The sequence below is a fragment of the Streptosporangium sp. NPDC020072 genome (genome assembly GCF_040631445.1).
GTDB lineage: Bacteria > Actinomycetota > Actinomycetes > Streptosporangiales > Streptosporangiaceae > Streptosporangium.
The window spans coordinates 138,048-152,730 of record NZ_JBEYAB010000016.1 but is presented as its reverse complement, the minus strand read 5'-3'; the positions used below and the strand labels follow the sequence as shown (position 1 = coordinate 152,730).

Below are 14,683 nucleotides of genomic sequence, written 5' to 3'. Positions count from 1 at the left end.
GGTTGTCACGGATCAGAGGACCTTGCTGAGGAAGGAGCGGGTCCGTTCGTGCCGGGGGGAGTCGAGAACCTGGACGGGCGGGCCCTGTTCGACGACGCGCCCGTCGTCCATGAAGACGACGGTGTCGGCCACCTCGCGGGCGAACCCGATCTCGTGGGTGACGACGATCATGGTGGTGCCGCTCCTGGCGAGGTCCTTCACCACGTCGAGCACCTCGCCGACCAGTTCGGGGTCGAGCGCGGAGGTCGGCTCGTCGAAGAGGATGACCTTCGGCTCCAGGGCGAGCGCGCGGGCGATGGCGACCCGCTGCTGCTGCCCTCCGGACAGCTGCCCGGGGTAGGCGTCCTTCCTGTCGGCCAGGCCGACCCGGTCGAGCAGCCGTACGGCCAGCCGGTGCACCTCGGCCCGGGGTCTTCGCTGCGCGGACAGCGGCGCCTCGACGACGTTCTCCAGCGCGGTCAGGTGCGGGAAGAGGTTGAAGTGCTGGAAGACGAACCCGATCCGGGTCCGCTGCCGCAGGATCTCGCGTTCACGCAGTTCGTAGAGCCTGTCGCCGGACTGCCGGTAGCCGACCAGCTCACCGTCGACGCGCACCGATCCGCTGTCCACCTTCTCCAGGTGGTTGACGGTGCGCAGCAGGGTCGACTTGCCGGAGCCCGAGGGGCCGAGGATCACGGTGACCTCGCCCCTGGCGACCCGCAGGTCGACGCCACGCAGGACCTTCAGGGGGCCGAAGCTCTTGTGCACGCCCCGCAGGTCGACCATCACGGCGCTCATCTGCGACCCCTGGCGTAGTGACGTTCGACGTAGTACTGCGCGACGGACAGCACGGAGGTGATGATCAGGTACCAGACGGTCGCGACGAGCAGCAGCGCGATGACCCTGCCGTTGCGGCTGTAGATCACCTGGATCTGGTAGAAGAGCTCGGGCAGGGCCATGATGTAGACCACCGAGGTGCCCTTGACCAGGCCGATGATCTCGTTGCCCGCGGTGGGCACGATCGAGCGCATGGCCTGCGGAAGGACGATCCTGAACAGCTGTCTTCTCCAGGGGATGCCCAATGCGGCGGCGGCCTCGCGCTGGCCCGGGTCGACCGAGAGCAGCCCCGCCCTGACGATCTCGGAGCAGTAGGCGGCCTGGTGCAGCCCGAGCCCGAGCACGGCGGCGGTGACCGGGCTGATCAGGTCCATGGTCCCGATGTCGAAGAAGGAGGGGCCGAACGGAACGCCGAAGGAGATCCGCTGGTACAGCAGCGCCAGGTTGTACCAGAACAGCAGTTGCAGGATGAGCGGGATCGACCGGAACAGCGCTACATAGCCCCAGGCGACCGAGGACAGCAGCGGGTTCCTCGACAGGCGCATGATCGCGAGCACGGTGCCGAGCAGGAAGCCGATGCCGATGCCGAGCGCGGTGAGCTGGAGTGTGAACAGCACGGCGTGCAGCACCGAGGGCGCGAACAGGTACTCCCCGACGACGTTCCAGTCCCAGGCGGGGTTGGTGATCAGCGCGCTCGCCGCCATGGCGAGCAGTACGCCGACCCCGGCCGCCGCCGCCCACCGGCCGGGATGCCTGGTGGTGACGACCCGCAGCGCGGGCGGGGCGTCCGGGCCGGCCGTCCCGGAGTCCGTGTCGTCCTGCGGCCGGGTCTCGACCGCGGGGCGGCTCACCGGCCCGCCAGACTGGTCGCCGGGTACTGCCGGGACTCGGCGGCCTCACGCTCGCGGTCCCGCTTGGCCACCTCCTCGCGGACGATGGGGATGACGTGACGGCCGAAGTCGACGGCGTCCTCAAGCAGGTCGTAGCCGCGCGCGGACAGGATCTCCACGCCGAGGTCGTAGTAGTCGAGCAGCGCCTGGGCCACGGTCTCCGGGGTGCCGACCAGGGCGGTGGAGTTGCCCGCCCCGCCGGTGGCCGCGGCGGTCGGGGTCCACAGCGCGCGGTCGTACCTGTCGCCCCCGGCGGCGATCGCGACGAGCCGTTGTGAGCCCGCGTTCTCCGGGGCGTGGCCCGCGGGCAGCCGCCGGGAGGAGGCACCACGCGACTTGATCGCCTCAAGCGTGCGGGCCGCCTTCTCCCAGGCCTTCTCCTCGGTCGGCGCGATGACGGGCCGGAAGGCCACCTGGAACCTGGGCAGGTCCCTGCGTCCCGACGCGAGCGCCGCGCTCCTGACCGCGGCGATCTGCTCGGCGGTCTGGGCCAGCGGCTCGCCCCACAGGCAGTAGATGTCGGCCTCGGCGCCGCCCGCCGCGTACGCCGCGGGGGAGGAGCCGCCGAAGGAGACCAGCGGACGGGGCTGCTGCACGGGGAAGACGTCGGACAGGAAGTCGTCGAAGTGGTAGTGCTCTCCCTCGTGGGAGAAGGGGGTCCTGGACGTCCAGCCCTTCTTGACGATCTGGATGTACTCCCGGGTGCGCCCGTAGCGCCGGTCCTTGGACAGGCGGTCGCCCTCGCGGGCCTGCTCGCGGTCGTTGCCCCCGGTGATGAAGTGCACGGTCAGTCTGCCGCCGCTGATCTGGTCGAGTGTGGCGAAGGTCTTCAGGGCGAACGTCGGGTAGGAGACGTTCGGCCGGTGGGCGAGCAGGAGCTGTATCCCCTCGACCTGCCCGGCGACGAGGGCGGCCACCTGCGCGGGGTCCGGCGAGCCCGAGCCGTAGGCGAACAGGATCCGGTCCCAGCCGTGCTCGTGGTGGGCCCGCGCCAGCCGTAGCGTGAACTGTCTGTCGAACACGGGCCCGGAGCGGGGTCTGGTCTCCGATCCGTCGTTCGTGGCGCCTATGCCTAGGAACTCGACGGGCATGACTGAGGCCTTTCTGGCAGGTCGTCTGGGCGGGGGCGTCCGGAGCGGGGACGGCGGCGCGGTGGCTCGCGGTGGCTCGTGGTGGCGCGCGGCACCGGATGGGCGGGGCCGGTGGCGCGAGGTCAGTGGCGACAGGAACGGGACAGCGCGCGGCACGGCGCGAGGTGACCGCGGACCGCCGGTGGGAGCTCAGCCTGCATGGCCTCACTCCAACACAGGAACCAAATCCCGTCAAGACCTACTGGTTTAGTGGGTTTATTGTCATGGGGGAAGTGAGGAGGGATGAACAGTGGCCTACAGGTCGTCAAATGGGCTGTTGATGTCCTTATGTCGGGGATTAACGTGCTGAGATGGAGGTAAGGGAGCCGCGGGACCACCGCCCCGGGCTCCCGCCGGGGGGAAGCGGGAAGGACGTCCATGACCGATCTGGTGGGTGAGGAACCCGCGCGGGGCAGCAGGTACCCCGTGCTCGACGCGCGCTCCGCCGCGTCCCGCAGCGACCTGCTCGACGAACTGCCGAATCTGCGGGTCCTCGACGACGACGATGACGACCCCGTGCTCGTACGGCTGGACGGCACCCCGGTGGACACCTGGCGGGAGAGGTATCCCTACCCGGAGCGGATGGACCGTTCGGAGTACGACAGGACCAAGCGGCTGCTCCAGATCGAGCTCCTCAAACTGCAGTACTGGATCAAGGACACCGGCGGGCGGCTGCTGATCCTGTTCGAGGGGCGCGACGCGGCGGGCAAGGGCGGCACGATCAAGCGGTTCATGGAGCACCTCAACCCGCGCGGGGCCACCGTGGTCGCCCTGGAGAAGCCGAGCGAGCGTGAGAGCACCCAGTGGTACTTCCAGCGCTACGTCTCCCATCTGCCCGCCGCGGGGGAGATGGTCTTCTTCGACCGCTCCTGGTACAACCGCGCCGGGGTTGAGCGCGTGATGGGCTTCGCCACGCCGGAGGAGTACACGGAGTTCATGGAGCAGGCGCCGGCCTTCGAGCGCATGCTCGTCCGCGACGGCATCCACCTGGTGAAGTTCTGGTTCTCGGTCTCCCGCTCCGAGCAGCGCACCCGTTTCATCATCCGCCAGGTCGACCCGGTGCGGCAGTGGAAGCTGTCGCCGATGGACCTGGAGTCGCTGGACAAGTGGGACGAGTACACCCAGGCCAAGGAAGACATGTTCCTGCACACCGACACGGAGGAGGCGCCGTGGACGGTGATCAAGAGCAACGACAAGAAGCGGGCCAGGGTCGAGGCCATGCGCTACCTCCTGAGCCGGTTCGAGTACACCAACAAGGACCACGAGATCGTCGGCGGGCCCGACCCCAGGATCGTCGTGCACGCGGCCGACCTGTTCGACGACGACCGCACCCGCTGACCGCCGGACGCGGGACCTCCGCCCAGGTGCGGCACAATTGCCACATGCCCCTTGACCCGGCCATCGCGGCCCGACTGAAGCGCACCGCCGACGGACTGGTGCCCGCCGTGGTCCAGCAGCACGACACCGGCGAGGTGCTCATGCTCGCCTGGATGGACGACGAGGCGCTGCACCGCACGCTCACCACCGGCCGTGCCACCTACTGGTCGCGCAGCCGCCGGTCCTACTGGGTCAAGGGCGAGACCTCGGGCAACCTCCAGCACGTCAGGTCCGTCGCCCTCGACTGCGACGGCGACACGATCCTGCTGAAGGTCGACCAGGTGGGCGCCGCCTGCCACACCGGTGACCGGACCTGTTTCGACGCCGACCGGCTGGCGGTGACCCCGGCGTGAGAGCGGGCCGGGCGCTGTGGACCTGGGTCGCCGCGTGCGCGGCGGGCGCGGGCCTGGTGCTGCTGGCCGCGGGCCGCGACTGGGTCACGGTGAGGTACGGCACGCGCGCCGTGCCCGTCTCCGCCGCCGAACTCGCCCCCGCCCTGGCGCCCGCGGCCTGGGCGGCGCTGGCCGCGGTGGTCGCGGTGCTCGCGACGCGAGGCGTGTGGCGCAGGGCCATCGGCGTCGTGATGGCGCTGTGCGGGGCAGGGGTGATCGTCGCGGTGGTAGCCGGCGGCGGAGCCGACGCCGGTCTCGCCGCCGCGGCCGGGCACGCGCCCATGGCCGCGGCCGCCGAGACGGCGCGGGCCACCGGCCACCTCCTCTGGCCGGTGCTCGCCGGGGCGGGCGGCCTGGTGCTGCTCGCCGGGGGAGCGGTCGCCGCGCTGTGGAGCGTGAACTGGCCCGGCATGTCGGAGCGCTACGAGCGCAGGGGCGCGGCTCGGGGGAGCGAGGCCCTCACGCGCGCCGGAGCCTCGGGCAGCGGCCGGGCCATGTGGGACGCCATCGACCTCGGCGCCGACCCGACAGCCGACCCCGCCACTGATTCCGCCACGGGTCCCGCCACGGACTCCACCGCCGAGCCCGCTGCCGACCCAGGACGGGACGGGCGCTGAGCCGCGCCGTACGGTCACAACTTGCCCACGGACTAGGCGGCCCGCCGCCGCGATGATCTGATTTCGCTAGGATTTCGCCGCAACGTGTGTAGAGGGAGTAATTCATGAGCTATGGGAATCAGCCCGGTGGGTACGGGCCCCCGCAGGGCGGCTACGGGCCACCCGGCGGGTACGGCACGCCGCCCGGCGGTGGTTACGATCCCTATGGCTACGGAGCGCCGCCGCCCCGAGGCAACAACGGCATGGCCATCGCCGCTCTCATCATGGGCATCGCCGGGCTCTTCGTCTGCGGCGTGACCTCGATCGTGGGCATCGTGCTCGGTCACATCTCGCTGGGCCAGATCAAGCGCACCGGCGAGGAGGGGCGGGGCATGGCCATCGCGGGCCTGGTCCTGTCCTACTTCGGCGTCGCCTGCTGGCTGGTCGTGCTGGTGGTCTGGCTGGTCGCGATAGGCGTCCTGGCGGGCTCGGCCACCTACGGCTACTAGGACCTCCCGACCGTTCCCCGCCGGGGCGTCGCCGGTCATCCGGCGCCGCCTTGAGTATCGTTGCCGGTGACAGTCGTCGCGGGAGAAGGGGTGCGGGCGGGCAGATGGTGACCAGCGGGGCCGCGAGGGCGGGAGAGCCGAGAGCACGGCGGATGCGGGCCGTGCTGGCGCCGCTCGGCCTGGCCGTGGCGGCGGGTGCGGCAACCCTCCTGGTCGCGCTGGTCGATCCCGGCGAGCCGGGGCACTATCCCGCCTGCCCCTTCCTCACCCTCACCGGGCTGTACTGCCCGGGCTGCGGAGGGCTGCGGGCGGTGCACGCGCTCACCCAGGGTGACCCGGCCGCCGCACTGGGGTTCAATCCGTTCGTCGTGATCATGATCCCCGTGGTGGTCCTGCTGTGGGGACGCTGGGCGTTGTTCTCCTGGCAGGGAAGACGAGATGCCGGAAAAGTTATAAATCCTGCCTATATATGGGCATTTCTTGGTTTAATGATCGTTTTTTGGATAGTGCGGAATGTTCCCTTTGGGGAATTCTTGGCCCCATAGTCACCTATAGGCGTCACCCGGTGGCGGGGCGACCACGGCAAGGCCGATAGCATCGGCGAGACAGGGCAATCGATCGGGAGGGGCCTTACTCGTGAGCGAGTGGAGTGAGCGGACCATGCGTACGGCAGCGTTCGCCGACATGACCTCCGAGTTTCGCGAGGAGGACAGGTGAGCGTACTGGAGGAGATCCTCGAAGGAGTCCGCGCGGACCTGGCCGACCGGCAGCAGACGGTGTCGCTGGCGCAGCTCAAGGAACGCGCGGAGCGGGCACCCGCCCCCCGCGACGCCTACGCCGCTCTCGGCGGCGACCAGGTGGCGGTCATCGCGGAGGTGAAGCGTTCGAGCCCGTCGAAGGGCGCGCTGGCCGCCATCGCCGACCCCGCCGCGCTCGCCGGTGACTACGAGTCCGGTGGCGCCCACGTCATCAGCGTCCTGACCGAGCGTCGCCGCTTCGGCGGCAGCCTGGAGGACCTGGCCGCCGTCCGCGCCGTGGTCGACATCCCGGTGCTGCGCAAGGACTTCGTCGTCACCTCCTACCAGCTGTGGGAGGCCCGTGCCTACGGCGCGGACCTCGTGCTGCTGATCGTGGCCGCGCTCGAACAGAACGCGCTGGTCTCCCTCATCGAGCGGGCCGAGTCGATCGGGCTGGCCCCGCTGGTCGAGGTGCACACCGAGGAGGAGCTCGACCGGGCGCTCGCCGCCGGAGCGAAGATCATCGGTGTCAACGCGCGCAACCTCAAGACCCTTGAGGTCGACCGCGAGGTGTTCGCCAAGATCGCCCCGAAGATCCCGGACGGTATCATCAAGATCGCCGAGTCGGGTGTGCGCGGTCCCCACGACCTGCTCGCCTACGCCAGGGCGGGGGCGGACGCCGTCCTTGTCGGCGAGAGCCTGGTGACCGGCAAGGACCCCAGGGCCGCCGTGGTCGACCTGGTCACCGCCGGAGCCCACCCCGCATCCCGACCAGAGGGACAGTGAGCACGTGACAGTGACAGACGGCATCCTCACCTCCGCGGACCTCGCGGGCAACGGCGTCCACGGCGACGACCCGGACACCGACGGCAAGTTCGGCGTCTTCGGCGGGCGCTACGTCCCCGAGGCCCTCATCCCCGCGCTGGACGAGGTGGCGGCCGAGTACGAGAAGGCCAGGAACGACCCCGCCTTCCTGCGGGAGTTCGACCACCTGCTGCGCACCTACGCGGGCAGGCCGACCACCCTCACCGAGGTCCCCCGCTTCTCCGAGCACGCGGGCGGCGCCCGGATCGTGCTCAAGCGCGAGGACCTGACCCACACCGGCGCCCACAAGATCAACAACGTGCTCGGCCAGGCCCTGCTCACCAAGCGGCTCGGCAAGAACCGCCTGATCGCCGAGACGGGCGCAGGCCAGCACGGCGTCGCGACGGCGACCGCCGCGGCCCTGATGGGCCTGGAGTGCGTGATCTACATGGGGGCCGTCGACTGCGAGCGCCAGGCGCTCAACGTCGCCCGCATGAAGCTGCTCGGCGCCAGTGTCGTCCCGGTGACCAACGGCAGCCAGACCCTCAAGGACGCCATCAACGAGGCCTTCCGCGACTGGGTGGCCAACGTCGACCACACGCACTACCTGTTCGGCACCATCGCCGGACCGCACCCGTTCCCCGAGATCGTCCGCGACTTCGCCCGCATCATCGGCGTCGAGGCCCGCCGCCAGATCCTCGACCTCGCGGGCAGGCTGCCCGACGCGGTGGCCGCGGCCGTCGGCGGCGGTTCCAACGCCATCGGCATCTTCCACGCCTTCCTTGAGGACCAGGACGTCCAGCTGCACGGCTACGAGGCCGGCGGCCGCGGCAAGGAGACCGGCGAGCACGCCCTCACCCTCACTGAGGGCTCCATCGGGGTCCTGCACGGGTCGCGCACCTACGTCCTGCAGGACGAGGAGGGCCAGACGATCGAGTCCCACTCGATCTCCGCAGGCCTCGACTACCCCGGTGTCGGCCCCGAGCACGCCTGGCTCAAGGACACCGGACGCGCCGCCTACCACGGCATCACCGACGCCGAGGCCATGGACGCCTTCGCCCTGCTCGCCAGGACCGAGGGCATCATCCCGGCCATCGAGTCCTCGCACGCGCTCGCCGGAGCCCTCAAGCTCGGCCGCGAGCTCGGCCCCGAGGCGCTCATCCTGGTCAACCTCTCAGGCCGGGGCGACAAGGACATGGGCACCGCCATGAAGTACTTCAACCTCTGACGACCGACTTGCTTCCCCTCCGCCCCGCGGAGGGGACGGAGGCCACGACCGACAACGGAACCAACGATGACGACTCTTCAGACGGTGTTCGCCAAGGCTAAGGCGGACGATCGCGCCGCCCTCATCGGATACCTCCCCGCGGGTTTCCCCACGAAGGACGGCGCGATCGCGGCCGCGACCGCCATGGTCGAGGCCGGCTGCGACGTGATCGAGATCGGCCTGCCGTACTCCGATCCGCTCATGGACGGCCCGACCATCCAGGACGCCGTGCACCGGTCGCTGATCAACGGCACCCGCATCGCCGACGTGCTGCGCACGGTCGAGGGGGTGGCCAAGACGGGCGCCGCCACGCTGGTCATGACCTACTGGAACCCGATCGACCGCTACGGCGCCGACCGGTTCGCCCGTGACCTGGCCGCAGCGGGCGGGACGGGGACCATCACCCCCGACCTGACCCCGGAGGAGTCGGGGCCGTGGCGGGAGGCCAGCGCGGGGGCCGGAATCGACACCGTCTTCCTCGTCGCACCCAGCTCTCCCGAGACACGCATCAAGGCCGTCGCCGAGTGCTGCACGGGCTTCGTCTACGCCGCCTCCCTGATGGGCGTCACCGGGGCGCGCGCCACGGTCGGCGAGGCCGCCGAAGGCCTGGTCGAGCGGACCCGCAGGCAGACCTCACTGCCGGTCTGCGTCGGCCTCGGAGTCGGCACCGGCGAGCAGGCGGCCCAGGTCGCCCGCTACGCCGACGGCGTCATCGTCGGCTCGGCGTTCATCCGCCGCCTGCTCGACGCTCCGGATGAGGCCTCGGGCCTGGCCGCGGTCAGGGAGCTGGGAGCCGAGCTGGCGGCGGGCGTGCGCGCCTGATTCGCCGCTGAAAACCGGGCTTGCCCGGGACACGCCTGAAATCTCATACGACGCGGCCGTCCACACAGGACGGCCGCGTTCTTCGTACGGCGCCGCCCCATGGGGCCGGGGCGTCGTCATGCCCGCCGACCTGCGCGGAAGGCTGCGGCGTACCCTGGAAATGCGTACGCTGGAAGCGGCGCATCGGCCCCGGGGGTGCGAGACCTCTCTCCCGGTTCAGTCCGAACGCTCCCCCCGTTGACCTGAAAACGCCGCGAGGACCGTGCCTCGGCTACGATTTCCCAGTTCGAACAGGCTCGGCCCGCCGATCGCACAGGCGCAGGGACATGGGGGAACCGGGACGGTCATCGAACCTGGAGGGTGTGTGCCAGTGGCGGAGGAGCCGAGGCGGCGGCCATGCCGTCCCCGCCTTCGCGCCATGCCACGCCCGGCCGGACACTCGGCGAACGGGAGACCGGAGTTTCGGGACCCTCACGGAGCGCGTTACGGTCGGCCGATTGACTTACCCGACGCTTATCCAGCACGTGATGGGGTTCCTCAGGAACGCGTGTAGCCGCCGGCGACGGCCGCGACGCAGGTCCGGAATGGGAGACGATGATGCTCGTGACTTCTGAAAAGCAGGCCCCCCCGAGGTCGCGCAGAGCTAGTTCGACGCTACCCTGGGTGACGACCGTCTCGCGGTTGGTGCTGGCGGGGGTGCTCATTGTCGCAGGTTGGGGCAAGATCGGCACGCCTGTGCTTTCCGTCCAGTCGGTCAAGGCGTACGAACTGCTTCCAGACTCGCTTGCCACGGTGGTCGGCTACGGCCTGCCCATCCTGGAGATCGTCATTGGGGTGTTGCTGGTTGTCGGACTGCTCACCCGCGTCGTGGGCGGCATCTCCGCGCTGCTCATGCTGGCGTTCGTCATCGGCATCGCCTCCGTGTGGGCGCGCGGCCTGCGGATCGACTGCGGCTGCTTCGGCGGCGGCGGCCAGCTCAAGCCGGGGGTCGAGCCCGACTACCTCGTCGACATCCTGCGGGACTCCGGTCTCTTCGTTCTCGGCGTGCTCGTCGCCCGGTTCGGTCCGGGACGACTCGCGCTGGACTCCGCGCTCGGGCTGGCCCCTGAGCGGGAGTCGTACGACGAGGTGGACGGCGAGGAGGAACCACGGAAACAGGAGGATCACTGATGGGCAAGGCCGCACGGGAGCACTCGGTGCGTGAGCGGATCAAGGCACAGCGGGAGGAGCAGCGGCAGAAGGAGCGGCTCAAGCGCGTCGCGACGGTGACGACCGTGGTGGTCGTCGCCCTCGGCGCGATCGGAGCCGGATGGTGGTACGCCGCCAACGGCAGCAAGCCCGAGGAGGTCACCCAGGCGCTCGCGCCGATCACCGCCTCCCCGGACGGTTCCGTCGTGATGGCCGTCGCGGGCGTCGAGAAGCCGGTCCTGGACGTCTACGAGGACTTCCAGTGCCCCGCGTGCAGGGCGATGGAGCAGACCAGCGGGCCCACCATCAAGAACCTGGCCGCCGAGGGAAAGGTCAAGGTGGTCTACCACCCCATCACGATCTTCTCGCAGGAGATGAACCAGGGCGTCACCAGGGGTAACTCCCTGCGTGCCGGGGCCGCCTCCCGGTGCATCCCCGGAGGGACCCCGTGGTCGAAGTTCCACGACAAGCTGTTCAAGGAGCAGCCCTCCGAGACCGTCGAGGGCTTCAAGGTGGACGACATGGTCGACTGGGGCAGAGACGCAGGGGTCACCGGCTCGGCCTTCGCCACCTGCGTGACCACCCAGCAGAAGGCCCAGGAGCAGATCGACTACAGCACCAGGACCATGCAGGCCGCCAAGCTCAGCGGCACGCCGACGCTGAAGATCAACGGGACCGAGATCGGCAACGACGTCGCGTTCAAGCCCGCGGATCTCCGTAAAGCCGTTCTCGATGCCGCCAAGTAGCCCGCGACACGGTAACGTCACCTGACATGCCCCTCGCCTCGATTCCCAGCCCCTCGCAGGGGGTCTGGTACCTCGGTGTAATCCCCATCAGGGCCTACGCGCTGTGCATCGTGCTCGGCGTCATCGTCGCCGTCGCCATCGGCGAGCGCCGCTGGCGCGCCCGTGGGGGAACGCCGGGCACCATCGTCGACCTCGCCGTCTGGGCCGTGCCGTTCGGCCTGGTCGGCGGGCGTCTCTACCACGTCATCACCGACTGGCAGCTCTACTTCGGGCCTGACGCCCCTCACACGCCCATCGAGGCGCTCTACATCTGGAACGGGGGGCTGGGCATCTGGGGGGCCGTCACCCTGGGCGCGCTGGGCGTCTGGTTCGGCTGCCGCAACCGGGGAATCTCGGTGTCCGCGGTCGCCGACGTCGTGGCCCCGGCCATCGCGGTCGGCCAGGCCATCGGCCGGTTGGGCAACTACTTCAACCAGGAGCTGTTCGGCAGCCCGACGACCCTGCCGTGGGGCCTGGAGATCGACCCCGACAAGCCGGGCACGCTGCCGGGGGTCTCCACCTACCACCCCGCCTTCCTGTACGAGATGGTGTGGGACCTGGGTCTGGCCCTCGTGCTGGTCTGGGCGGGCCACAGGTTCGCCCTCAGGCACGGCCGGTTGTTCCTGCTCTACATCGCGGGCTACACCCTGGGCCGGTTCTGGATCGAGGGGTTGCGCATCGACACCGCCCACCACATCCTCGGCCTGCGGCTCAACCAGTGGACCTCCATCGTGCTGTTCGTCGCGGCACTCATCTGGTTCTGGAGCACCAGGAACAAGACCGGTGAGGAGCGGGTCGTCGGGGTGACGCAGGACCAGGAGGCCGGCGATCCGGCCGACCCCGCGCACGCCGCCGACCAGGCGGACGAGCACGAGACCGGGCCGCGGGCGGAGTCCGAGGACGACCGGCCCGCCGATTCCGCGCCCCCCTCGGAGCAGGCCGGCGGGCGGGACGGGCAGGATGGAAAGGCGGAGTTCGTGTCCGCCTTCGCCCAGACGGGCGCAGAGACCGACCCCGCCCACGGGTCCGACCAGGCCGACGAAGCCGAGACGGCCGTGGCCGACGGCGAGCGCGCAGCAGGGGAGAAAGGCACGGCGTGAGCCGGGTCTCCCCCCGCTAAGGAACCAGGCGAAGAAAGAGGAACGATGAGTCAGGGCGGCGCCCAGGAGCGCGCCGAGATCCACCACGCCCACCGGGATGTCAACGGCGGCTGGCTGCGGCCCTCCGTCTTCGGGGCGATGGACGGGCTCGTGTCGAACTTCGCGCTGATCGCCGGTGTCGCGGGCGGCACGACGAGCACCCAGGTCGTCGTGCTGGCGGGCATCGCGGGCCTGGCGGCGGGGGCGTTCTCCATGGCGGGCGGCGAGTACGTCTCGGTCGCCAGCCAGCGGGAGCTCGCCGTCGCCGAGATCGACGTCGAGCGGCGTGAGCTGGAACGCAACCCCGAGGCCGAACTGCGCGAACTCGCCCAGCTCTACGAGTCGCGCGGTGTCCAGCCCGAGCTGGCGGCGGAGGTGGCCAGGCAGATCTCCCTCAATCCCGACAAGGCGCTTGAGGTGCACACCAGCGCCGAACTCGGCGTAACCCCGGGGGACCTTCCCTCGCCCAAGGTCGCCGCAGTCTCCTCGTTCCTGTCCTTCAGCGTCGGCGCGGTCCTGCCGCTGCTGCCGTACCTTCTCGGGGTCACCAGCCTGGTCGGTTCCGCGATCGTCTCGTGCCTGGCGCTGTTCGGGGCGGGGGCACTGGTCTCCAGGGTCACCGCGCGCAGCTGGTGGTACAGCGGGCTGCGACAGCTCGGCGTCGGCGCGCTCGCCGCGCTCCTGACCTTCGGCCTCGGCCACCTGCTGGGCGGGGGCGGCCTGTGAACGCGCCCAGCCCCCAGGCCCCGACCCCGTCGCGCAGGCGCCGGCGCGGCTCCTCCAGGACGGCGCAGCCCGTGGAGGGCGGCAGACTGCGGGAGCTGGGGCTGAGCCGCCTCCAGCAGCGGCTGCTGGTGATCGGCGGTTCCGTCGTCGGAGTGATCGTCACCGCGGTCGTCCTGGCCTTTGTGATCTCCGCGGTCGGCAACGACTTCGTCCCCGAGCGGGCGACCGCCGCCGCCATCGTGACCCAGCCGAGGCCCGACACCTACAAGGGATGGAACTCGCCGAAGCTGTTCGCGCCCATCGAGCGGAACACGGCCGACCCGGCGCCGCTCACCCTCAAGGAGATCTTCCCCGTCAGGACCCTCAAAGAGGGTGCGATCACCCTGAAGCTGGGCGCCACCAAACTCGACGCGACCTGCTCGGCGGCGGTCTGGGGGCGGGAGCTGGCCGACCAGCTCACCAGGTCGGGCTGCACCCAGGCGCTGCGGGGCACCTACACCAGCGCGGACGGCCGCTACGTCGCGCAGTACACCCTGTTCAACCTGCGTGACACCGCCGCGGCCAACGAACTGGTCCAGTCCCTGACCGCGGGCTACCGGGGAGGCTGGCCACAGCCGCTGGGGCAGGGCGGCAGGGCACCGTTCTCCTCCTCCGGTTACAGCGAGGGCAGCGGCAACGCCATGGGCCACTACGCGGCCCTGGTCTGGATCGGCCGCGCCGACGGCGCCGATCCCGGCGAGAAGGACGACTTCGTCTCCCTGTCCCTGGCGGTCAGGGGCGCGGAGAGGGCCGTTTTCCGCCGTGTCGTCGCGGTGAAGCCCGCCGCGTCCCCCTCGTGACCCCACGGACAGTAGGCTCATCGGTCATGCGTAAGTGGATCATCGCCGTCGCCGTCGTGGCCCTCGCCGCCGCGGGGACCGCGGTGTTCCTGTGGTCACGGGCGGGTACGGACACCCAGCGCCCGGCGACCTTCAGGGCCGAGCGGACCACGGCGCACTACGACCCCATCGCCACCCGGGCCGCCGATCCCGACCCGCTGACCGTCGCGGAGGTCTTTCCCACGGGTTCGGTGAGCGCGGGCGGCGTCACGCTCACGCGCCAGGGCACCGAACAGCTGACCGACTGCGCCTCGGCGGTCTGGGGTGGGGCACGGGAGGCCGTGGCCGGATGCACCCAGGTGTTGCGCGCCCGCTACGCGACCCGTGACGGCCGGGTCCTCGGCCAGTTCGTCGTCTTCAACCTGGCCGACTCCGCCGCCGCCGACCGGCTCGTCGGCGTGCTGGGCCGTGACGGTTTCGTACGGCCGGTCCCGGGTACCCCGGAGGGCTTCCAGGGGGCCGCGGGCTGGGCACAGGCCCGCGCCCTCGGCCACTACGTCACCGTCAGCTGGGTCGCCCCCGCCGGGAACACGGGGCAGGGGGCGGGTAAGGCCGACCTGACCTACCCGCAGGTGGCCGTCGACAGCCCCAGCCTGCTGCTCCAGCACCGTCTGGTGCGCTGAGCGC

The 14,683-nt window shown here is 70.6% G+C and carries 17 protein-coding genes; 14 read left to right on the top strand and 3 right to left on the bottom strand.

Features of this window, described 5'->3' with window-relative positions; all coding sequences use genetic code 11:
* Positions 1–12: 12 nt before the first annotated feature.
* The 3 genes from ABZ470_RS33755 to ABZ470_RS33745 are packed head-to-tail and all read right to left on the bottom strand — an operon-like array spanning position 13 to position 2,728.
* A complete protein-coding gene (locus ABZ470_RS33755; RefSeq protein ID WP_362916492.1) occupies positions 13–777 on the bottom strand; it encodes an amino acid ABC transporter ATP-binding protein in 765 nt (254 codons plus the stop codon).
* The gene (locus ABZ470_RS33750) at positions 774–1,667 is read right to left on the bottom strand and encodes an amino acid ABC transporter permease (RefSeq protein WP_362916490.1); all 894 of its coding nucleotides are present in this window, start codon (positions 1,665–1,667) and stop codon (positions 774–776) included. The genes ABZ470_RS33755 and ABZ470_RS33750 overlap by 4 nt, the downstream gene beginning before the upstream one ends.
* Positions 1,664–2,728, bottom strand: coding sequence for an LLM class flavin-dependent oxidoreductase (locus ABZ470_RS33745; RefSeq protein ID WP_362916488.1), 1,065 nt, complete (start codon positions 2,726–2,728; stop codon positions 1,664–1,666). Before ABZ470_RS33745 ends, ABZ470_RS33750 begins: the two co-directional genes overlap by 4 nt.
* 486 nt (positions 2,729–3,214) lie before the next feature.
* Between ABZ470_RS33745 and ppk2 the strand changes: the two genes are divergently transcribed.
* From ppk2 to ABZ470_RS33675, 14 genes are all read left to right on the top strand, one after another.
* On the top strand, positions 3,215–4,174 hold the full coding sequence (gene ppk2, locus ABZ470_RS33740) for a polyphosphate kinase 2 (protein ID WP_362916486.1): 960 nt from the start codon (positions 3,215–3,217) through the stop codon (positions 4,172–4,174).
* Between the two features lie 44 nt (positions 4,175–4,218).
* Positions 4,219–4,566 carry a phosphoribosyl-AMP cyclohydrolase gene (hisI, locus tag ABZ470_RS33735; RefSeq protein ID WP_362916484.1) on the top strand — a complete coding sequence of 116 codons (348 nt, stop codon included), beginning with the start codon at positions 4,219–4,221 and terminating at the stop codon, positions 4,564–4,566.
* Positions 4,563–5,222 carry a Trp biosynthesis-associated membrane protein gene (locus tag ABZ470_RS33730; RefSeq protein ID WP_362916482.1) on the top strand — a complete coding sequence of 220 codons (660 nt, stop codon included), beginning with the start codon at positions 4,563–4,565 and terminating at the stop codon, positions 5,220–5,222. Before hisI ends, ABZ470_RS33730 begins: the two co-directional genes overlap by 4 nt.
* A gap of 104 nt (positions 5,223–5,326) precedes the next feature.
* Positions 5,327–5,710, top strand: a complete 384-nt coding sequence (locus ABZ470_RS33725; RefSeq protein WP_352009055.1) for a DUF4190 domain-containing protein — start codon at positions 5,327–5,329, stop codon at positions 5,708–5,710.
* A 152-nt stretch (positions 5,711–5,862) separates the two neighbouring features.
* A complete protein-coding gene (locus tag ABZ470_RS33720; RefSeq protein ID WP_362916480.1) occupies positions 5,863–6,255 on the top strand; it encodes a DUF2752 domain-containing protein in 393 nt (130 codons plus the stop codon).
* Positions 6,256–6,423: 168 nt separating this feature from the next.
* Positions 6,424–7,233: an indole-3-glycerol phosphate synthase TrpC gene (gene trpC / locus ABZ470_RS33715; protein WP_352009057.1), complete on the top strand. Its 810-nt coding sequence runs from the start codon at positions 6,424–6,426 to the stop codon at positions 7,231–7,233.
* A 22-nt stretch (positions 7,234–7,255) separates the two neighbouring features.
* Positions 7,256–8,479 (top strand): tryptophan synthase subunit beta, encoded by a 1,224-nt coding sequence (gene trpB / locus ABZ470_RS33710; RefSeq protein WP_362916592.1) that lies wholly within the window; start codon positions 7,256–7,258, stop codon positions 8,477–8,479.
* 66 nt (positions 8,480–8,545) lie between these two features.
* Positions 8,546–9,340: a tryptophan synthase subunit alpha gene (trpA, locus tag ABZ470_RS33705; protein ID WP_352009058.1), complete on the top strand. Its 795-nt coding sequence runs from the start codon at positions 8,546–8,548 to the stop codon at positions 9,338–9,340.
* Positions 9,341–10,003: 663 nt separating this feature from the next.
* Positions 10,004–10,510, top strand: coding sequence for a DoxX family protein (locus ABZ470_RS33700; RefSeq protein WP_352009059.1), 507 nt, complete (start codon positions 10,004–10,006; stop codon positions 10,508–10,510).
* Complete coding sequence (locus tag ABZ470_RS33695) at positions 10,510–11,274, top strand: thioredoxin domain-containing protein (RefSeq protein ID WP_352009060.1); 765 nt, start codon at positions 10,510–10,512, stop codon at positions 11,272–11,274. The genes ABZ470_RS33700 and ABZ470_RS33695 overlap by 1 nt, the downstream gene beginning before the upstream one ends.
* Before the next feature lie 26 nt (positions 11,275–11,300).
* Positions 11,301–12,413, top strand: a complete 1,113-nt coding sequence (gene lgt, locus ABZ470_RS33690) for a prolipoprotein diacylglyceryl transferase (protein ID WP_362916478.1) — start codon at positions 11,301–11,303, stop codon at positions 12,411–12,413.
* A gap of 45 nt (positions 12,414–12,458) precedes the next feature.
* Positions 12,459–13,178, top strand: coding sequence for a VIT1/CCC1 transporter family protein (locus ABZ470_RS33685; RefSeq protein WP_352009062.1), 720 nt, complete (start codon positions 12,459–12,461; stop codon positions 13,176–13,178).
* Positions 13,175–14,017 (top strand): hypothetical protein, encoded by an 843-nt coding sequence (locus ABZ470_RS33680; protein WP_352009063.1) that lies wholly within the window; start codon positions 13,175–13,177, stop codon positions 14,015–14,017. Before ABZ470_RS33685 ends, ABZ470_RS33680 begins: the two co-directional genes overlap by 4 nt.
* Before the next feature lie 26 nt (positions 14,018–14,043).
* Positions 14,044–14,679 carry a hypothetical protein gene (locus tag ABZ470_RS33675; protein ID WP_362916475.1) on the top strand — a complete coding sequence of 212 codons (636 nt, stop codon included), beginning with the start codon at positions 14,044–14,046 and terminating at the stop codon, positions 14,677–14,679.
* Positions 14,680–14,683 lie beyond the last annotated feature (4 nt).